Origin of the sequence: Prosthecobacter dejongeii (assembly GCF_014203045.1) — a bacterium.
Taxonomy (GTDB): domain Bacteria; phylum Verrucomicrobiota; class Verrucomicrobiia; order Verrucomicrobiales; family Verrucomicrobiaceae; genus Prosthecobacter; species Prosthecobacter dejongeii.
In genome coordinates, this window is record NZ_JACHIF010000007.1 from 50,163 (window position 1) to 70,363 (window position 20,201).

Below are 20,201 nucleotides of genomic sequence, written 5' to 3' on the forward strand. Positions count from 1 at the left end.
ACTCGACAAAGGGGGGCATCCTCGCTAGCGTCACACATGCGGCTCATTTCAGGCAGTGCTGGGGGCATCCCCCTGGACGTTCCCAAAAACGTCACCCGTCCTACGCAGGACCGGGTGAAGCAGGCCATTTTTAATATGCTGGGAGAGTTGGTGGACGGAGCTCGTGTGCTTGATTTGTTTGCAGGTTCTGGGGCGCTGGGCTTGGAATGCCTCAGCCGGGGGGCGGTCAGTGCGCAACTCATTGAGCAAGATCGTGCCGCCTGTGAGGTCATTCGAAAAAACATTGCCAAAACCCGCCTCGAAGGGGCCTCGGTAAAACAAGGGGATGTCTTCAAGGTTCTATCGCAAATGGCTGGAACGACGATGTTCGACCTCGTCTTTGCAGATCCTCCGTATGCGCATCAGTTGGGCGAGGAAGATCTCAGCATGAAGCTGGCTCTTTTTCCTGAGCTGCAGACGGTGATAGTCCCAGGCGGAAGCCTCATTCTAGAATGCCGGGTCACAAAAAATGCACCAGTGGAATGGGGCCCCTGGGAGATGGTGCGGGATCGAGAATATGGTGGCACGCGCATTCTCTGGTTGAGAAAGCGGTAGCGTCTGCGCTGGGCGATGGCATGGAATTGGCCACCCAGTTTTTGCCTTTGATTGAGACCGGGTCGTCCCTTTGCATGTCCAAAAATTTCAGCCTTTGCCTTTATAACCTGTTACTCCCTATCGGTGTGCTTTGCATGCTGCCGGGAGCCGTTCGAAAGATGCGCCAACGCGGTGGTCATTGGCGGGATCTAGTGCAAAGGTTAGGTTTCTTTTCGACTGAACAAAAGCGGACTCTCGCTGCCCTGCCCACAGGTCAGAATCGGCTATGGATCCATGCCGTCAGTGTGGGTGAAGTGGGGATTGCGACGAAGCTCATGGCCCTGATTCGACGTGAGAGGCCACAGGTAGGTATTGTACTGACTACCACCACCCCTACTGGATACGCATTGGCGGCAGAGTTTGCAGCGCGGCAGTTAGGCCATGTAGTCGTGCTTTATTCGCCCCTAGATTTACCTGCTGTGGGCGCTCGTTTTTTAGAGGAGTTGGCTCCATCTCAATTGGTTTTGGTGGAGGCCGAGGTGTGGCCGAATCTGGTGGCCTCTGCCGTGGGTTTGCACATTCCTGTATCATTGATCAATGCACGTCTGTCACCTCGTTCGGAGCGGCGCTATCGACAGCTTCGTTTCATCATCCGGCCGGTGTTTTCCATGCTGCATCAGGTAATGGTGCAGGAGCCTGAGGATGTGCAGCGCTGGGCAGGGTTGGGACTTACCGTTGATCGTGTGCATCATACAGGTAGCATCAAGTTTGACCCACAGGGAGCGGCTCCTGATCCGGTTCAAGTGCAGTCCCTGCGGGAAGTTTTAGGACAAGCGGGGATCACCCCGCAACAGCCTATTCTCCTTCTGGCAAGCACGCATCCAGGGGAGGAAGTCCTGCTGGCGAAAATGACCCAACGTCTCCGTCAAAAGCATCCCACACTGGCCTTGCTCATCGTGCCTCGGCATGTGGAGCGCACAGCCTCTTTGCTGGAAGAGCTTCGTGACTTAGGTCTCCATCCACAAAGACGTAGCCAGGTGCAGTCTTCTTCACTGGACTTGCTTATTGATACCACGGGAGAGCTGCGGGCGTGGCAGGCACTGGCTACGATAGTGGTCGTAGGGAAGAGCTTTTTGGCGACAGGTGGTCAGAACCCGGCTGAAGCCGTCATGGCGCGCAAGCCTGTTTTGTTTGGCCCGCACATGGAAAACTTCCAAGCGCTCGTCGATCTGCTGCTGACCAGAAATGGAGCCATTCAGGTTGCCGATGTAGTGACACTAGAGCCGCGGTTAGATGCACTGCTCAAGGATGAAGCGTTATGTCAAAAACTAGGTGACAATGGCCATGAGGTACTCGCGATGCATGAAGGTGCAACAGCCAAAACAATGGCGCTTTTGTAGCCACCTAGGCAGGTGTTGGTGAAGCGGTGATGACCTCTTTCAATGTCGACTTTTTGTTTCGTCGAAACAGCAGACTGAGTTTCTCCATGTAGATGTAAAAAACAGGCGTGATGTAAAGGGTGAGCAACTGGGAGAGTAGCAAACCACCCACCACGGCGAGGCCTAGCGGGCGACGTGCTTCAGCGCCTGCTCCCCAGCCTAGTGCAATCGGCAAGGCACCCATGATGGCGGCGAAGGTAGTCATCATGATGGGGCGAAAGCGCACCAAACAGGCTTCGTAGATGGCTTCCGAAGGTGTCTTGCCCTCATGCCTTTCAGCCTCCAGGGCGAAGTCAATCATCATGATGGCGTTCTTCTTGACGATGCCGATGAGCATCAGCACGCCCACAAAGCCGTACAGATTCAGTTCATAACCAAAGAACCAAAGAGTGAGCAAGGCTCCGACACCTGCTGACGGCAAGCCTGAGAGAATGGTGAGCGGGTGAATGAAACTTTCATAGAGAATGCCCAGCACAAGATAAATGACCACCACGGCCATGACGAGTAAGAGGCCGAGACCATCGAGGGAGGACTGGAATGCTTGAGCTTCTCCTTGGAAGGCCGTGCTGATTCCGGCCGGGAGTTGCTGGTCCACCGCGCGATTGATCGCATCCACCGCTTGTCCGATGGAGATACCTGGTTTCGTGGCAAAACTCACCGTCACACTGGGTAACTGGCCTGAATGAGTGACTGTGAGAGGGCCTACGGTGCGGGTGATTTCAGCCACGCTTCCTAGAGGCACCAGTTCTCCTGTGCTGCTGCGCAGGTAAAGCTGGGCCAGGGAGGCCATGTCCGCTCTGTATTTCGGATCCACCTCGAGAATGACATAATATTGGTTAGTCGGTGTATAGATGGAGGATACCTGACGGGAGCCATAGGCATCATACAGTGCGCTTTCCACCTGGGTGGCCGTTAGGCCTAAAGATGAGGCCTTATTGCGGTTCACCTCCACAAACACCTGCGGACTGGTGATGAGTAGGTCACTGGTCACATCAGCCAGCTCAGGCAGCGCTGCCATGGTGGCTTCGACTTTAGGCGCTACTTCGAAGAGTTGTTTGATATCCACCCCGATAAGCGTGAACTGGTAAGGACTTTTGGTGCTGCGACCGCCGATGCGAATGGTAGCGGGTACCTGAGGAAAAGCGCGAATCCCTGGGATGGCAGCTAACTGGGGGCGTAACTGGTCCACAATGGCCTGTGCACTCGGTCGTTCATTGCGGGGTTTTAGGCTAACGAACATGCGTCCGCTGTTCGCTGTCGAACTAGGTCCGCTGGCTCCAACACTGGAGCTAAATGAGGCAATGTGAGGATTGCGCGCTAGCACGGCTGCCACTGCTTGTTGATGGCGCGACATGGTTTCAAAAGAGGCATCTTGAGCACCCTCTGTAACGACTTGGATCTGCCCTGTGTCTTCTGTGGGGATGAACCCTTTGGGCAAGTGCATGAACAGCCAAGCGGTGCCTACCACCGTGCCGAGTGTGACTAGCATCATGCTAAACCGGTGACGCAGAGTGAATTTGAGCGTCACATCATACATGTGCAGGAGGCCGTTAAAAAAGCGCTCAGTGACTCGATAAAACCAGCCATGTTTTTTTTCCTGTACATGTGGTTTCAGGAAGCGACTGCAAAGCATGGGGGTCAGAGTCAGCGAAACAAAACCGGAGACCAGGATGGCCACGCCAATGGTGACGGCAAATTCATTGAGCAATCGCCCGAGAATGCCGCCCATGAAAAGAACGGGTAAAAAGACGGCAGCGAGGGACAGTGTCATAGAAATGACCGTGAAGGCAATTTCGCGCGAGCCCTTCAAAGCCGCATCCCACACCGTTTCGCCCTTCTCGATGTGCCGGACAATGTTCTCCAGTACCACGATGGCATCGTCCACGATGAATCCCACACTCAGCGTCAAAGCCATGAGAGAAATATTGTTCATGCTGAATCCCAGCAAATACATCACCGCAAATGTGCCAACGATAGAGAGTGGAATAGCTATGCTGGGAATGAGCGTGGCGCGGAAGTTCCGCAAGAACATAAAAATGACCACGATCACGAGGCCAATGGTGAGCACGAGCGTGAGTTGCACATCATGGACCGACTCACGAATGGCTTGAGATCGGTCAATGAGTACACTCAGTTCCATGGCCGCAGGCATTTGGGCATTCACGGAGGGCAGCAGTTTTTTGATGGAATCCACTACTTCCACCGTGTTCGCTCCCGGTTGCCGTTGCACGGCGAGCAGGATGGAACGTGAGCCATCGCCCGACCAATTCGCGATTTGATCTTCCTCCACGCTATCGAGCACATTCGCCACTTGATCCAGCCTCACGGGTGCACCGTCCCGATAGGCGATGATCAGTGGACGGAAGGCGGCGGCGGTGGAAAGTTTGCCGCTTGTTTGGAGGGTGAAGTTTTGCTCCTGGCCCTGCAAAACACCGGCTGGCAGATTGCTATTACCTGCGGCGATTGCATCGCGAACTTCATCCAGACTGATGCCTCGAGAAGCTAATTTTAAGGGATCTGCCTGCACGCGCACGGCATATTTTTGGGATCCGAAGACACGCACCTGTGCCACCCCTTCTACCATACTGATGCGCTGGCCGAGCGCTGTTTGCGCGTATTCGTCCACCGTTGAGATGGGTAGTGTTGCAGAGCTAAGTTGTAAGATCAGTACCGGGAAATCTGCGGGGTTCACCTTGCGGAAAGAAGGCGGGCTAGGCATGTCATCCGGCAGGTAACGTTGGGCGGCGGAGATGGCGGATTGCACATCCAGAGCCGCGCCATCAATGTCGCGATCCAAGTTAAATTGAATGGTAATGCTGGTATTGCCCAGAGCACTGCTGCTGCTCATGGAATCAATGCCTGCGATCGAGGAAAACTGTTTTTCCAGAGGCGTTGCCACGGAGGCCGCCATCGTTTCGGGGTTTGCGCCTGGCAGAGTTGCGGAAACTGAGAGGGTAGGGAAATCGACGTTGGGCAGGTCATTAACAGGCAGTTTCTGGAATGCCAGTAAACCAAAGGCCAAGATGCCTGCCATGATCAGCGTGGTCATGACAGGCCGGTGAATGCAGCGTTCGGGCGTCATGGGATTTTAGGAGCTGCCTGAGAGATTTTGCCATTTTCCGGTTTAATCACAGGTGGCATTCCGACAGGAGGCTTGATCTCTACCTTGCTGTCTGGAGTCAGCCGCAACTGCCCATCAATGACGACCACTTCACCGGCTTTTAAACCGGTGCGGATGATGGCTTCGGTTCCGACGGTTCTTTCCAGATCCACCTCTCGCAGATCTACATGGCTATCGTCCTTGACGACAAAAACATATTGTCCTTTTTGCCCAGTCTGGACGGCGGTGGCGGGGACGACGATCGCATTGGGCTGAGTGGTTAAGGTCAGGGCAACTTCGCCATACTGCCCTGGCCATAGAGCGAGGTCCTCGTTAGGCATGGTCGCTTTCACTTCAAGCGTGCCGGTGGCTGGTTTAATGGCGTTATCGACAAAGGAAAGCAGACCTTGGATTTGCTGAGCGGCGCTGCCACTGGGCGCGATAGTGACCTTCAAATCGCCACGTTTCATATAAGTCTGGATGTCCGCGAAATGCTGTTCTGGGACGGCAAAGATGACCTCGATAGGCCGGAGTTGATTGATCACTACCAGATCCGTCTCATCTGCCTTCACCACATTTCCTGCATCCACGACTCGCCGACCTGCACGACCTGTGATGGGCGAAACAACATCGCAAAAGCTGAGTTGGAGTTCTGCCTCTTTCACGGCTGCGGCTGCGGCTTCCTGATTGGAACGGGCGGCATCGGCTGTGCTTTTAAAGTTGTCCACTTCGTCCTTTGAGACACCTCCGCTTTGAGAAAGATTGGCATACCGGTCCGATTGGCGTTTGGCGATCTCTGCCTGAGTTGTTGCCTGCGCCAGCTTGGCTTTTGCCTGAGCGAGCACGACGGCAAACGGTGCGGGGTCTATCTTGGCCAGCACATCGCCCTTTTTCACATCCTGACCTTCGGTAAAATTAACTTCGGAGATCTGGCCCGTGACGCGGGCTTTCACTGCGACGGTGGATTTGGCCCGCACATTGCCGATGGCCTGCAATTGGAGGGGGACTTCTTTTTGCTCCACAGTAGCCACAACAACGGGAATGGCTGCTGTCGGTTTACGGCCAGAGTTACCTCCTTTGGTTTCCGCGGGAGAGCAGGCAGTCAACCAAATGCCAAGGGTCAGCCAAGAGAGCTGAATGGGGAATTGCATAAAGTAAAAAGAGAAAAATGGGGAAATACAGGGTCTTCCGCTACAACATACGTTTCAGCGTGCCTTTTTATGGGTGCTGCTTTGCGCAGCAAACCATGGACTATCTTTTGAAACGCCTAACCGAGAGTTTAAACTAAAGCATTTTACTGGCACGATGAGCCTACTCGATGAACGACATGTTTAAAGGCTGAGCCTGCTCCGTCTTTCTCTAAAATGAAGGTTGTTCGGGTGTCTGGGTTTAAATTCTTTAGGTGATGATGAATGAAGTCCGCTTGGGTCCCATAGCTGCTTTCTTGCCATCCTAGCTCTTGGGCCCAGAGGCGGAAGTCGCTAAAGTTGACATCAGCGGTAATATCTTGGCGACCTGGGTTTTGATACACGGCGAGACCTTCTAGCCGATGCTGATGTAGATAGGCTCTCAGAGTACCAGCGGGCCGCCGATGGTAGAGGGCAGGGAAGAGGCCGCCATAGTCCACTGTCAGCATGGCTCCACTTTTCCAAGCCGGAGCCCAATGTTGGAGCCATCGTCGTACGGATTCATGCACTTCCACGCGTTGAGCTTTTGCACGGGTGGGCCAGGCACCGAAAACGTGAAATAGCGATCTTTGGTGGGCATCCCAACTGAGTGGTTGTAAAACTTCACGACCTTTTTCATCCAGGTGGACTTCCTGCCAGGAATCTTCGTGATTTTGCAGCAGCGTGGCTGGGAAAGCATCGAGCAGTTCATTGTGATAGATGAAGGCCTGCCCTCCGCATGCGTGGAGAGCATCTTTAAGATCCTGATGCCAAGTCACGGATTTGCCCAAGAGTGCCATCTGTTGTTTTTGCAAAACTGGAGATGTCTCCACGATGTGCCACTGAAACCGGCGACGCTGCCACCAGCCCAGACTCTTTTTTACTCCAGCCATCAGCACCCCGCTGCCTGCACCGATTTCGATCACTTGCCGAACCTGTGGTTGTAGCGCAGCTTCCTCTTTTAACCACTTTGCAATGGATTGGCCGAGAACAGGAGAAAGAGTCGCCGTGGTGGAGAAATCCCCCCGGGCTCCCACTGTCCGGATCTGTCTCGAATAATAACCTTTCACTGGATCATACAGTGCGCGAGCCATGAAGGCGGAGAAAGGTTCAGGAGGTGGCATGGGGTGGATGAAACAAAGCTTTGACTCTCTTATCCGCGTAAAACGGCATTTAGCCACGGCCGTGTGAGTATTCTTGGAATTGAAGAAAGAATGAAAGGGACTCTGTTTTTCCCAAACCGGCTCCTGTTCAAAGTCGGGGCTTGGCGCTCGTTTCCTCACTTTACACCCCACGCATCCGCCGCCATCCGTAAGGTCTCGTTATGAACCGCCAAGAAAATCTTGAAATCTTCTTCCGTGACGGCAAGACCGTCATTCTCCCGATTGACCACGCTGTGGCCATCCCGGTGCCGGGCATGGAGAATCCATTCGCTCTGATTGATTCCGTGAGCCCCTACGTGGACGGTTATGTCATGAACCTCGGCGTGGCGATGCGTGCGGCCGACTCCATGGCTGGCAAAGGCATTTGCCTGCGCACGGATGTTTACAATACGCGGATCACTGGCGATGGCGCAGGCAGCATCAATGTCTATGGAGTGGAGGAAGCGGAAGCCGTGGGAGCCAATGCGGTGATGAACATGCTTTATCCTAACTCCATCAGTGAGCGCATCAATTTTCAGGAGTGCGCAGACATCATCCGCAGCAGCATGGATCTGGATATTCCGGTCATCATTGAGGCTCTGCCTTATGGCCTGGGCCAGACGGATAAATACACGCTGGAAAATGTGGCTTTTGCCGCTCGCCTCGCCGCAGAACTGGGGGCAGATGTCGTCAAGGTACCCTATCCGATTGATTGCAAACCGGGTGACTTTCGCAAAGTGGTGGATCAGGTCTGGATCCCCGTGATTATTCTGGGTGGTGCTTCTCTCAATGACGATGCGGCACTTTTGAAAATGACGGAAGATGCCATGGAAGCTGGAGCCTCTGGTGTCGCCATCGGGCGCAATGTCTGGCAGCATCAGAACCCCGCAGCGATTGCGCGCAGTCTTTCTGCGGTTGTGCATGAAGATGTCTCGGCACTGGAAGCCCTGGCTCTTTTGAAAGAACCTCTTCGTTAATCCAGTTTGGCTCATCCCCTGCCATGATGAAAACGCCTGCCCTCCTCGCCTCATCACTGCTGCTGCTTTCCCAAGCTTACAGCGCCGACTTGAAAACCTTCACCTTCACGGCTGACGATTGGTCGGAAGGGGATCCTCCGAAAGAGGTTTTCGTGGTGGATGGTACGATCAAAATCGCTGCGAAAGATGGCAATAAAGCCGTCATGATTTCTCCAGATAATCTGGTGGATGCCAGTGCCCAGTTTGCAGTGTCTGCGGCAGGTGATTCGGTGATCAAGACCAAGGTCTTTGCCAGCAAGCAGGGGCGAAGCAATCCTCGCTTCGGTATCGCTGTTCACGGCATGAGCGGCTATCGGCTGCTCGTCAATGCGCCGAAGAAGACACTGGAGTTGGTCAAGAGCGATGAAACGCTGGCCAGCATACCCTTTATCTGGAAGAGTGATGCCTGGCTGTGGATGAAGCTGGAAGTGAGGAAAACCGGCGAAGAATGGGCCATCACGGGTAAGACCTGGGCTACGGATGCTGCGGAGCCTGCTGAGGCACAGATCAAACATACGGATAAAGGGCTGAAAGGGCAGGGGAAAGTCAGTATTTGGGCCACCCCTTATTCCAATACGCCCATTTATTTTGACGACATCGAAGTAGGGGTGGAAGTAGCGGCAGAAACCAAATGAAAACAATCTTCGAAAGAAGATCATTTTCAAGTTGCCAACCTGCTGCGTGCATCTAGAATCGCTATCCACTCACGAAGCAAGGAGCGGTAGCTCAATTGGTTAGAGCGCCAGCCTGTCACGTTGGAGGTTGCGGGTTCAAGTCCCGTCCGTTCCGCCAGTGAGTTTGTAAAAAACCCGTTCAGCAATGAATGGGTTTTTTGTTGATCAAATGGCTCACGTTATACATCCGCGAAACGATGGTTGTGAGATTAAGGTCTGTATCGCTGTCTGTTTGTCGATGCTGATTAAAAAGACAAAAGCATGCGAAAAACACCCTTTTTCAGTTGCGAAAGCCCATAGCTCATGTAACATCTCTACCCACTCACGAAGCAAGGAGCGGTAGCTCAATTGGTTAGAGCGCCAGCCTGTCACGTTGGAGGTTGCGGGTTCAAGTCCCGTCCGTTCCGCCAGTGAGTTTGTTAAAAAAACCCGTTCAGTAATGAACGGGTTTTTTGTTTTTTCGGGCTTCTGTTAGCTGTGGGGCTCTAACGATGCTCCATGAATGCATGATACTTGGCCTAAAGCGAAATGAGCTTGTTTATTCATCGACCGCTTGTGCCTTCGGAGCCGCGCGGAATGCGGTACTCACGATGAGGGATGAGATGCCCGGCTTCCATTGGTAGCCGACGCCAAAAGGTAGATCGCCTGAAGCCCCTGCTTTGAAGGCAGCATCCAAATCAGTCTGGAAATGCTGTTTAAAAAGCTCAATCGGGCCTGGGTAGTTTCCATACAGACTGACCATCCACTGATCAGCAGCAAAGTATTTCAGGGGGATGCCGCTGTCGTCTTCGATGATGTTGCGCGTATTGTTAAGGAGGAAATCGCGGACATCGCTGAATTCTGTCATGTGCATTAAGTAAGAGGCAGCTTTGACAAAGCCATTTCCTTGACCTTGTTTTTTACAGAACTCGATGAAAGCAGGGTTAGTTTTGATGCCCCAATTAGAGAGGTCCGTGGTAAAATAATAGAGGGTCTGCTCTTTGCCAGTGGTGCCTATGAAGCGGATCTTCACTCCTGGAGTTTTAGACTTCTCCGTGGTGAGATTCCCAGCGGCATCTAACTTCACCAATTCTGCGCTCGTGATGCGGCAACCTGCACGCGAAAGAAACACATACAACACCGGAATCGTGCCACTCAGTTGCGTTTGACTGAGGTCATTCTTCATGTCGGCCGTGATGAAAAAGCTGAAGCTCAAAATAGCATTCAGTGCCGTTCGCAGATTGGCCAGTGCCCCCGCTCTCGCTCCGTCGCTGAGCGTGGCCACATCCGGTAAGGTACCAACAGGTTCACGCCCGCATAAGATGTAGGTGCTGGCATTCGGGTAAAAGGCATTCGCATAGAGAAAGTCAGGACCACTGAAAGTGTAAAATAAAGGGCTAGGATCCTCATAGATGTAGTTCAGCGTAGAGGGCATCCACGTACGGATCTTTGAAAGTTGCCTCTCTTCGAGATCGAGCCAAGCACGATGAAAAGAGGCCGAATGTGTCTGCCAGGCCTCTTCTCGCGCCAAGGGTTCAAGCTCTGTCGCATCTACAGATAGACCTGCGAGAAAACGGGCTTGATGATCTGGCGGGGCTGCCGCTTGAAGCTGAAGAGCGACAAGGCCAAGCAAGCTGAGGAAAATTCGTTTCATGGGGCTGGGGATGGGGGCAATGCCAATACAGCATCAGCCTAGCCATCCTTGCCAGAAGAAAAGATTTGTCCTCTTTCTGAACTTCAAACTTTGCCAGTGACGATGGCGTAAGCTCGATTGACGAATTCCCAATTCACGACTTTCCACCATGCGTCGATGTATTGTTCTCGGTCTTCTCCGTATTGCTCGTAGTAGCTATGTTCCCACAAGTCCAGGGCCAAAAGTGGCTTTCCAGATTGGTGCCATGGGATGTGGTCTTTCATGAGGGGATTATCCTCATTCATGGTGGTGCTCGTGACCAGGCATCCATCTGGCCGATAAACCAGCCAGGCCCAGCCGGAACCAACGTGATTCATCGCAGTCTCTTTGAAAACTTGTCGAAAGGCTTTCACACTGCCAAAGTCTTCAAGGATAGCCCGTGCAGCCCGTCCTTGGGGGCCCGAAGGGCCAGAATCTGGCGGGCAGAGAAAGCGCCAAAAAGCGGTGTGATTGATGTGGCCACCACCAGCACGGCGGATGGTCTGAACGGATTCTTTGGAGAGCGTTTGAGGGGCTTGGAATGACAGACCCTGGCTGACCAGTCTGCCGATTGGCATGAGGGAGTCTGACTTTTGCGGCTGGATCATCCTATCCATACCTGGCATGAGAGAGACGACATTGCCCACCGTCATTGCCTCGGTTTGTAGGGCCAATTCCAACTCTCGCAAATACTGAGCATGAGTCTCGCGATAATGGCGTCGCAGCGTGCTCGCTTTCATGAAAGGCTCCAAGGCTTCAAAATCAAATGGCAGAGGTTCTTGACGTAATGCAACTCCTAGGGGCGTGGACAACGGAGCGGGAGCACCTAAAACGGTGCTGCTAAATGCGGCCGTTGCTGCGGTAATGAAGCCCCGCCGTGTCATGGAGGAATATTGCATTTTTCGAGATTAACTGAATTCGAAAAAAAACAACAATAGGGATTTGGTTTATTATCCGGTGTTTTGCACGCAATCAGCGTTAGCCATTAAGCTGATGGAAATTTCTCTTTAGGAGACAGTGCATATAGCAATAGTCCCACAAGAATTGTGCCCAATCCAGCCAAGGACTCCTTGGGACTTTCCCACAGCAAGAAGGCCAGCATCCACAAACTGATACCCAAAAAGAGAAGCGGTGTGATGGGGTATCCCCAGCAGCGCACCGGGCGTGGCAAGTCAGGCTGTCTCCACCGCAGTACGATGAGCCCAAGCACGGTGGCAAAGGAGCAAAGCTGAATGCTGAACTGCACGTATTTGAGTACGGGCTCGAAGCTTGAAGTCTTGAGCAATGTCACCACGATGCAGATCTGAAATAGCAAGGCGACAATGGGAACTCCGCCCGCAGATTTTTTGGCAAAGGGACGTAGCAGTACTAGATCTTGGCCCATGGCCATGGTGACTCGCGGTCCCACCCATGTCATGGCGCTGATGCTGGAAACGAGTCCGAGACAGATCAACCCTGACATCAGATTGCCCCCAAGTTTGCCAAAGATGAAATCTGCCGCCACATGACCGACCTCGTTTTTTCCTTCCAGGGAGCTCAGGGGTGCCGCATACAAAAAAACGCCGTTCAGGGCTACATACAGCAAAGTTACCAGTCCTGTGCCCAGAGCAATAGCTTTGGGGACGTTACGCGCAGGATCACGAATCTCGCCCGTGATGTACGTCGCTGCATTCCAGCCTGCATAAGAGTACATGACAAAGACCAGACTGATGGCGAATGACTTGCTGGTGATCAAGGTGCCATCTCCCACTGTGGGTAGGAAGCTCACAGGCTGTCTTTCTGCCAGTAGCATTCCTGCAACAATGAAAATGAGGATCAGGGTGACCTTTCCCCAGGTGGCCATGTTTTGAAATTTCGAGGCCACATGGATGCCGAACATGTGAATGATAGTCACCGCCACGCTGACAGCTATCGAAAGATGCAAAGCGGAGGCCCCAGGAAAAATTCCCGTGTAGTATTTGCCGAAAGCCATCGCCGCTAAAGCGATGGGGGCTGCAAACCCGACTGTGGAAGAAAGCCAGCCTGCGACGAAACCCACCGAAGGATGAAATATCCGCGATAGGAAGTGATACTCTCCGCCAGATCTAGGGAAAGCGGCAGCCAGTTCTCCGTAAGCGAGGGCACCACAAAAAGCACACACCCCTCCAATGGTCCATAATATGACGATGGCAAAGCCGGAAGGCAGACCACCGACTTGATAACCGAGACTCGTGAAGACCCCAGTACCGATCATATTCGCCACAACGATGGCTGTGGCAGTCAAAAGGGAAACACCTGGGCGTGAGTGGGGAGCTTCATTCATAGACCTAGGGAGGCGAAGAGAACCCTGATATGCCCGTGATGCAAGGGAACAACCTGCATTGGATCACGGTGCAATGCTGCCCGTTTGCTTCCCTGCACCATCCCACAGCCAGACTTTTCCTTCATCGCCGCCGGCGAAGATCTTTTTGGCATCGCCCGTGATGGCCACGCTGTACAGCATGTTTCCGGTGCTGTTGAGTTTGGTCTGTTTAGCCGTATCACTCCTCTGTGCTCCGTCGTGCTTTTTTAGTTCCGTATAAATGCTACCGCTGCCTTTATCCGTGATGGCCACGAGGGCCTTGCCATCGGGTGTCCATGCTAGCGCTGTAAAAACTGTTTTTTTATCGCCCAAAGTCACATCCTGTTCCCGACTTTTAACGTCCCAGACCTTGATCTCTCGATCTGCTCCCGCTGTGGCCAGTTGGGTGGCATCTTGGTTGAACGCGACGGAAAGAACATGATTCGTATGGCCTTCATAACTGGAGATGAGCTTGCCATCTGCCACATTCCAAAGTCGGGCGAGTTTGTCTGCTGCCGCACTGGCTAGGCTTTGGCCCGTGGGGGAAAGTTTCAGGGAGTAGATGGTGTCATCATGGGCTTTCCACGTGGCGATGATTTTCTTCTCCGTGAGGTCCACACGGTGGATGAAGCCCGCTCCACCCGGTTCTCCATCAGAGGCGAAGAGCGTGCGTTGATCATTTGTTAGGGCGAGCGCAGTCAGATTGCCGACAAAATTTGCACGTATCTCCCCTTGGCTTTGCTGGGTAGCCGCGTCCCAGAGCTTGATTTGGCGAAAACCTCCCGTAATCACCGTTTTCCCATCGGCCGTCCAAATCACGGATTGCACCGTTTCATCGTGACCGCTGAGACTGCCCATTCGTGGATTCTGCGGCTGAGTCAAATCATGCAAATGCACGCGTGAGCCCGCCGCGATAGCCAGTCGCTTTTCATCCGGAGATATGGCTAGGGCGAGCACTGGCTGGTAAGCAGCGGGTAGGGGGGACAAAGCCACTGGAGAGGGTTTGGGCAGTTCATCAAACACCGCTGCATCCCACGCCGCACCCGCTTGGATCCAGCTTTGCAGCGCCGCGATCTGTTCTTTGCCAAGCTGCTTCTTGGGCGGCATGTGGGGGTCCGCCTCTTCTAGCACCAGTTGATAGAGCGGGCTTTCGGCGGGCTTGCCAGGCACCACAGAGGTGCCGTTGTCCCCGCCAATAAGCATTTTCTCACGCGTGGTCAGCAGCAGCCCCCCTTTGGCCTTGCCTGGCTTGTGACAGCCCAGGCATTCATCTCTCAGGACACGCATGGCGCTCTGCGTATCCGCCTGGATTGCAGAGAGGGAAGTCAGGGTGAAGAAAAAGGGCAAGGACCAGCGCATGAGGATATCACCCTCTTATACGCTGGCATCAGGCACTTTCTCCCGTACTTGCTTTGCGTTCGTTCACCACCCGGTCCACGGCATGTTTAGTGACGATGTTACCCTGAGAGTCACGCCCCTTGATGGCCAGGGCAGCAACAGGGAATTTGAGTGAAAGGGTGCGCAGATAGAGGGCTGGCTTAAGATGCACAAGAAGGTTCTGCGCATCGCTATCGGCCTCGTTTTCATGACGGGCAAAAAACAGCACTTTGGTGCCCGGATTGCCCTTAGCCAGGGAGTAGGTCTTGTCTCGGGTGATGCCGCCAATGCGGAAGCGTTTGGCCAAAACCGGGCCGTTTTTGCCATCGCGATAGATCAGGGTATAAACGGCCTCTTCGTCTTTCTTGAAAAGGTTGATGTATTCCAGGTTTTTCCCCACGTGGATCTTCGGTGCCATTTTAGCGACCGTCATCGTGCCTTCTTTGGTGAACCAAATGATGTCATCCAGAGGTGAGCATTTGCACAAAGGCTCACCCTCCTTTTTCAATCCGGTGCCAGCAAAGCCTTCCTTCGCATCCAGATAGAAAGTCTCATTGGCAATGATGACCTGGGCCGCTGCAACACGGTCAAAGCTGCTCACCACAGTGCGGCGTTCACGGCCTGCTCCATAGGTTTTTTTCAAACGCTCAAAGTGGGCAATAGCGAAGCGGGTGAGCTGTTTCAGATTTTTCTGCACGCTATCAATGTCTTTCTCCAGGCTACGGATGTGTTCATCCGCTTCGAAGCTGTTGAACTTGGAGATGCGTTTGATTTTGATCTCCGTCAGTCGCGCCACATCGTCGTCAGTGACCGGGCGTTTGAGGATGCTGAGATGGGGCTTCAGGCCTTTCCAGATGGCGGCCATCACCGCTTCCCAGGTCTCAGCTTCTTCGATTTTTCGGTAAATTCGGTTCTCGATAAAAATCTTTTCCAGGGAGCTGAAATGCCATTTTTCTTCCAGTTCATTGAGCTGGATCTGCAACTCCTCTCCAAGGATCTTTTTGGTGTGTTCGGCACTCTCCTTGAGGAGTTCGTTCACATTGGCAAAACGTGGTTTGTCATTCTGGATCACCACGGCATTCGGTGCGATGGAGACCTCACAATCCGTGAAAGCATACAACGCCTGGATAGTCGTCTCCACATCGGTTCCCACGGGTAGTTGGACCACGATTTCGACAAACTCCGCCGTGTTGTCATCCACTCGGGCGATCTTGATTTTGCCCTTGTCGTTAGCAGCGACGATGGAGTCCATCACCCCGCCTGTGGTGGTGCCAAAGGGGATCTCCGTGATGCGCAGCGTGTTCTTTTTCTGGCCTTCTTCGATCTTGGCCCGCACGCGAATGCGCCCGCCTCGCAGCCCGCCATTGTAGTCACTGGCATCCATGATGCCGCCCTGGATAAAGTCCGGTACCAGATAGACCTCTTCGCCGCGCAGTGCAGCCACGCTGGCATCGCAGAGCTCAATGAAATTGTGTGGCAAAATGCGGCAGCTCAGACCCACAGCGATGCCTTCGACCCCCTGCGCAAGCAGCATGGGGAACTTCACTGGCAGAGTGACAGGCTCTTTGTTACGTCCATCGTAACTGGCGGCCCAGTTCGTGACTTTGGGGCTGAAGACCACATCCAGAGCGAACTTGGACAGGCGGGCTTCGATGTATCGAGGTGCCGCCGCATTATCTCCCGTGAGGATGTTCCCCCAGTTCCCCTGCATATCAATCAGAAGGTCCTTCTGGCCGATCTGCACCATCGCATCCCCGATGCTGGCATCGCCGTGGGGGTGATACTTCATGGTGTTGCCCACCACGTTGGCCACCTTGTTGTAGCGGCCATCTTCCAGCTCATCCATGCTGTGCAAGATGCGGCGTTGCACAGGCTTAAAGCCATCGTTGATGTGGGGCACGGCACGCTCCAAAATCACGTAACTGGCATAGTCCAGAAACCAGTCCCCGTAGAGATCATCCACCGGTTTGATCTCGATGGGAGCGCTGTCCGCCAGGATGGGGGAGGTGTCTTCGGTCTTGGTAGATTTCTTGGCCACGATAAAAAAGGGAAAGGGGTTGCAACAGGTGCACCAGTCACATGCATGCCCCGGGGACGCCTGTCAAAACGGGTTGCGAGAATAGACGCTCCCGTCCGTCTGGCAAGCGTGGGCTCCGGGACGATGTCCTGATGAGCTCTCTGGCAGTCAAAGTATTGGCCAAATTGTTCCTGCCATTAGGCATCCAACTTCAAATCCCCTCCATGATAAAAGACTTAATAAAAGAGATTTTATGTAATAAGGATAGGTATCTCATGACTGCTCGTTTTTTGTCCTGCACTCTCTAGTTTTTGAAACTTTGCCTCAGAATCAAATCGTCCCTCTGGGGGGAAACTGCTAACTTCACCGCAGCCGTCGCGGGTGGGGATCTGGGAGTGGCCTATCAATGGGCATTCAATGGCAAACCCATCAGTGGGGCCATCTATCCTACCTTATCCGTGACTGGGGTGAATGCCGATCAAGCAGGCACCTACACCGTGACGGCGAGCAAGCCACCGCTCAAAGCTTCGGCATCCGCAATGTTAAACCTAAAGCAGCCGGGAGTGCTCATCTATAAACTGACCGGAACGGGCCAGACCTATTCTGGCAACGAGAATATGCGAATGGGCGTCGCGGGCTATTTATTGGTCGAAAGGACGGCTACTGAGTCAGACCTAGCCGCCATGATTTTAGTCACCCAGGCGGGGAAGCTGAAGCATTTCAGTGTGCAGTATCTTAATGAATTTCGAGCGGATTCCACCGGATCAGGACCTGGAGCGACGACGGTTTTTAGCAGTTTGGTGGAGGGGCACCCAGCAGCGGATCGGTCACTGCGTTGGTTTCAAGGAGCGAACAGTTTGATACCTCTGCGAAAAGGGCTTGAGAGCATCTTGGCTCCTCGAACTCTAACAGGACAGTGTGACCACATGGAGCCCTCTTTGGCGGGACCGGGCCATGGTGTGCAGTTGGATCGAATCGCCTTCAAAGGAGTCCTGGATATTCCCTTCACGGCAGATGCGCATCAGAGCTCCGAAGCACTGGCGCGAACGGTGGAGCGAGTCAAAATATTGCTTCAATTGCAAGGGGCCATTTCATCGGAAACGGCTCCGGAATAATAAGGCGGAGTTGTTTGCACAAAGGTGGCCGCAAGGAATGACCGATGAGTCCGCGTAATGCTCTCTCATGGTTCGCACTTCTGCCTTTCTTATCGCCGCTTTCATCTGTCTTTCGTGGAATTGGAGCGATGCCAAAGAGCCTTTTAAACCCAATTTGGGGCCAGACCTTCCCAGGGTGACGGTCACCTGTGGTGATCTGACTTTGGTGCTGCGTCAGGCCTCTCAATGGACGCCTGCTCGGCTGGACTACCATGGCGCTGCCATGACGACAGAACGCAGTGCCTACAGCACTGTCTTTTCTTTTCCTGATGTGGGGTTCATCGGCACGGGTCATTTGGAAAACGAGCCTGAGCCTTTGAAATCACTAGCGTTCATTTTGGATGGAAAGCGAGTGGAAAAGCCGACGGCAGAAATGAAGGGGCAAACTTTTCGCTTTGAGCGGCATTCTCGCATTCGTTCATTTGACCTAACCAACATCATCGAAGTCCGCGACAACCGTGTTTATGAAACCACCACCTTTCGGACAGTCGAAGCCCAGCCCTTGAAACTGGTGTATCACTTCATGCATGCTTGGGCACCCAGCGTCTCTGCTTTCCTCGCTGGGCGTGACGATAAGCCGGATCAAATCCTCTCAGGCCCTCTCACGGATGACCCCGCCACGGCAAGAAAGTTTTTCATCAATGGTCCAGTAGATTGGATGTCCGTTTATGAACCGAAGAGTTCTCATTTTGCCGTGTCGCGTCTCCTCGAATCCCCGCCTGAAGCCAAGTCCATTCCGATGATTTGGAATGTGCCAAACAGTTACCGAAAATACTACCTGAAGTGTTTTAGCGATGCCACCGTGCCTGCGGGATTTTCAGGCACCTGGCGCATGGTCACCGCCTTTGGCCAAGCAGACGTTAGCTCATGGGAAAAACCTGCTCGTGCAACTGCTCAAGCTTTGCTTGAGCCCTAGCCTGCGGCGATGAAAGGGGAGAGGAGTGCTTGAGATCGGGTGGGAACACTTCCATCCTATCATTGATTTTCCATGCCTGAGCTTCCTGAAGTCGAAACCACCCTGCGTGGGGTCTCTCCTTACCTTGTCGGTCGAGTCGTCCGTGAGGTGATCGTGCGTGATCCGCGCCTGCGATGGCCTGTGCCGGCGATCGTTCATGAACTGGAAGGGCAATGTATCACGTCGGGCATACGCCGGGGAAAGTATCTACTCTTTGGCTCACCTAAAGGGACCTTGCTGCTGCATCTGGGCATGTCAGGAAGCCTGCGAGTGACCGACCCTGCGACACCGTGGCGAAAGCATGATCACTTTGCGCTAACGACAGATCGCGGTATGCAGATTCGCTTGCATGATCCTCGTCGTTTCGGGGCGGCCTTATTCATCGAAGGCGAGTCAGGGGAGCACCCGCTCTTGGCAGAGCTGGGGCCAGAGCCACTTTCTGCAGACTTCACCGCTGCTTATCTCAAAAGCCAGTGTCTAGGGCGGAGTGCGCCCATCAAAGCGGTCATTATGGATAGCCACGCCGTGGTGGGAGTGGGCAATATCTATGCCTGTGAGGCTCTCTTTATGGCGGGTATCTCACCACAAAAAGCGGCGGGAAAAGTGACCTTGCCGCGTTTGGCCAAGCTCGTAGCGGCGATCCAGGGAGTCCTGGCTGCTTCGATTGAAATGGGCGGCACCACTTTGCGCGATTTTCTCAATGAAAAGGGAGAGCCGGGTTACTTTAAGCAGACCCTCCGTGTGTATGATCGGGAAGGGGATGCCTGTCACCAATGCAGCAGCGTGATCAAACGCGTGGTGATGAGTAACCGTTCCACTTTCTACTGCCCCACCTGTCAACAGTAAGCCGTCCGGTCATAGCACAGGTCGTATCACGACGATGTCTCCCAGCATCTGTTCCTGCTCCACCATAAGATGATTCAGCTTCATCAATTCAAGCATTGCGAGGAAGGTAACGATGACCTCCACTCGGCTGGCCGCGGAGCTAAAAAGGGAGTCAAATCTTACCCTCTCTCCCATGGGAATCGCTTCTAGGAGGTGCTCGATCTTGTCCGCAACACTGTAGCGGTCGCTGACGATTTCTCGAATGTCCGTGGAGTTTTCAAAACGCTTCAGCACCTTTTGAAAGGCGCGAATGAGGTCAAAAATGCCGACCTGACCCACCACGTCCGGTGCGGGCGCACTGAGGTCGGGTAATTCGGGGGTGGTGGCAAAAAACTCGTCGGCTTTGACTTCCTGGGTTCCCAGGAACTGAGCCACGTCTTTGAACTTTTTGTATTCCACCAACTGGCGAATGAGTTCCCAGCGCGGATCTTCCTCATCCGCATCTTCATCTGGAGGCTGCTGAGTCTGAGGAAGAAGCTCGCGACTTTTAAGATACATCAAGTTCGCGGCCATGACGATGAACTCACTGGCCACCTCGATGTTCAGCATCTTGAAGGTGTTGATGTAGTCGAGGTACTGCTTCGTGATGCGCCCGATGGACACGTCATAGATATCAATCTCATCCTTCTTGATGAGATACAGCAGTAGGTCGAGGGGGCCCTCGAAAATTTCCAATTTGACCTTGTAATCCTTGTCTTCCACCCCGTGAGCTTATGGCAGGGAACCACCCGG

Annotated in this window: 16 protein-coding genes and 2 tRNA genes; 9 read left to right on the forward strand and 9 right to left on the reverse strand. The window is 53.5% G+C overall.

What is annotated here, in order from left to right:
• The first annotated feature begins 36 nt into the window (after positions 1-36).
• Entirely contained in the window at positions 37-594 is a 558-nt protein-coding gene (gene rsmD, locus HNQ64_RS15935) for a 16S rRNA (guanine(966)-N(2))-methyltransferase RsmD (RefSeq protein ID WP_184210391.1), read from the forward strand.
• A 74-nt stretch (positions 595-668) separates the two neighbouring features.
• Positions 669-1,973, forward strand: a complete 1,305-nt coding sequence (locus HNQ64_RS15940; protein ID WP_184210393.1) for a 3-deoxy-D-manno-octulosonic acid transferase — start codon at positions 669-671, stop codon at positions 1,971-1,973.
• Positions 1,974-1,977: 4 nt separating this feature from the next.
• Here HNQ64_RS15940 and HNQ64_RS15945 read toward each other — a convergent pair whose 3' ends face one another.
• From HNQ64_RS15945 to HNQ64_RS15955, 3 genes are all read right to left on the reverse strand, one after another.
• Complete coding sequence (locus HNQ64_RS15945) at positions 1,978-5,094, reverse strand: efflux RND transporter permease subunit (RefSeq protein WP_184210395.1); 3,117 nt, start codon at positions 5,092-5,094, stop codon at positions 1,978-1,980.
• Positions 5,091-6,263, reverse strand: coding sequence for an efflux RND transporter periplasmic adaptor subunit (locus HNQ64_RS15950; protein WP_184210397.1), 1,173 nt, complete (start codon positions 6,261-6,263; stop codon positions 5,091-5,093). The genes HNQ64_RS15945 and HNQ64_RS15950 overlap by 4 nt, the downstream gene beginning before the upstream one ends.
• A gap of 143 nt (positions 6,264-6,406) precedes the next feature.
• A complete protein-coding gene (locus HNQ64_RS15955) occupies positions 6,407-7,402 on the reverse strand; it encodes an SAM-dependent methyltransferase (protein WP_221305470.1) in 996 nt (331 codons plus the stop codon).
• A gap of 200 nt (positions 7,403-7,602) precedes the next feature.
• Here HNQ64_RS15955 and HNQ64_RS15960 point away from each other — a divergent pair, with 200 nt between their 5' ends.
• The 4 genes from HNQ64_RS15960 (at position 7,603) to HNQ64_RS15975 (ending at position 9,520) form a co-directional block, all read left to right on the forward strand.
• A complete protein-coding gene (locus HNQ64_RS15960) occupies positions 7,603-8,397 on the forward strand; it encodes a class I fructose-bisphosphate aldolase (protein WP_184210401.1) in 795 nt (264 codons plus the stop codon).
• Between the two features lie 23 nt (positions 8,398-8,420).
• Complete coding sequence (locus HNQ64_RS15965; RefSeq protein WP_184210403.1) at positions 8,421-9,071, forward strand: hypothetical protein; 651 nt, start codon at positions 8,421-8,423, stop codon at positions 9,069-9,071.
• 80 nt (positions 9,072-9,151) lie between these two features.
• Positions 9,152-9,228, forward strand: a tRNA-Asp gene (locus tag HNQ64_RS15970).
• A 215-nt stretch (positions 9,229-9,443) separates the two neighbouring features.
• Positions 9,444-9,520 (forward strand) — tRNA-Asp (locus tag HNQ64_RS15975).
• A gap of 128 nt (positions 9,521-9,648) precedes the next feature.
• On the opposite strand, the gene HNQ64_RS15980 is transcribed toward HNQ64_RS15975, so the two are convergent.
• The 5 genes from HNQ64_RS15980 to HNQ64_RS16000 form a co-directional block, all read right to left on the reverse strand.
• Positions 9,649-10,743, reverse strand: a complete 1,095-nt coding sequence (locus tag HNQ64_RS15980) for a hypothetical protein (protein ID WP_184210405.1) — start codon at positions 10,741-10,743, stop codon at positions 9,649-9,651.
• 83 nt (positions 10,744-10,826) lie between these two features.
• Positions 10,827-11,501, reverse strand: a complete 675-nt coding sequence (locus HNQ64_RS15985) for a superoxide dismutase (RefSeq protein WP_184210838.1) — start codon at positions 11,499-11,501, stop codon at positions 10,827-10,829.
• Between the two features lie 245 nt (positions 11,502-11,746).
• A complete protein-coding gene (locus HNQ64_RS15990; RefSeq protein WP_184210407.1) occupies positions 11,747-13,063 on the reverse strand; it encodes an APC family permease in 1,317 nt (438 codons plus the stop codon).
• Between the two features lie 63 nt (positions 13,064-13,126).
• Positions 13,127-14,440 (reverse strand): c-type cytochrome domain-containing protein, encoded by a 1,314-nt coding sequence (locus tag HNQ64_RS15995; protein WP_184210409.1) that lies wholly within the window; start codon positions 14,438-14,440, stop codon positions 13,127-13,129.
• Positions 14,441-14,468: 28 nt separating this feature from the next.
• A complete protein-coding gene (locus tag HNQ64_RS16000; RefSeq protein WP_343075904.1) occupies positions 14,469-16,496 on the reverse strand; it encodes a DNA gyrase/topoisomerase IV subunit A in 2,028 nt (675 codons plus the stop codon).
• A gap of 290 nt (positions 16,497-16,786) precedes the next feature.
• Here HNQ64_RS16000 and HNQ64_RS16005 point away from each other — a divergent pair, with 290 nt between their 5' ends.
• From HNQ64_RS16005 to mutM, 3 genes are all read left to right on the forward strand, one after another.
• Entirely contained in the window at positions 16,787-17,590 is an 804-nt protein-coding gene (locus HNQ64_RS16005) for an immunoglobulin domain-containing family protein (RefSeq protein WP_184210411.1), read from the forward strand.
• 67 nt (positions 17,591-17,657) lie between these two features.
• Entirely contained in the window at positions 17,658-18,545 is an 888-nt protein-coding gene (locus tag HNQ64_RS16010) for a hypothetical protein (RefSeq protein ID WP_184210413.1), read from the forward strand.
• 72 nt (positions 18,546-18,617) lie between these two features.
• Positions 18,618-19,430, forward strand: coding sequence for a bifunctional DNA-formamidopyrimidine glycosylase/DNA-(apurinic or apyrimidinic site) lyase (gene mutM, locus HNQ64_RS16015; RefSeq protein ID WP_184210415.1), 813 nt, complete (start codon positions 18,618-18,620; stop codon positions 19,428-19,430).
• Positions 19,431-19,439: 9 nt separating this feature from the next.
• On the opposite strand, the gene HNQ64_RS16020 is transcribed toward mutM, so the two are convergent.
• Positions 19,440-20,171, reverse strand: a complete 732-nt coding sequence (locus HNQ64_RS16020; protein ID WP_184210417.1) for a segregation/condensation protein A — start codon at positions 20,169-20,171, stop codon at positions 19,440-19,442.
• Positions 20,172-20,201: the final 30 nt, after the last annotated feature.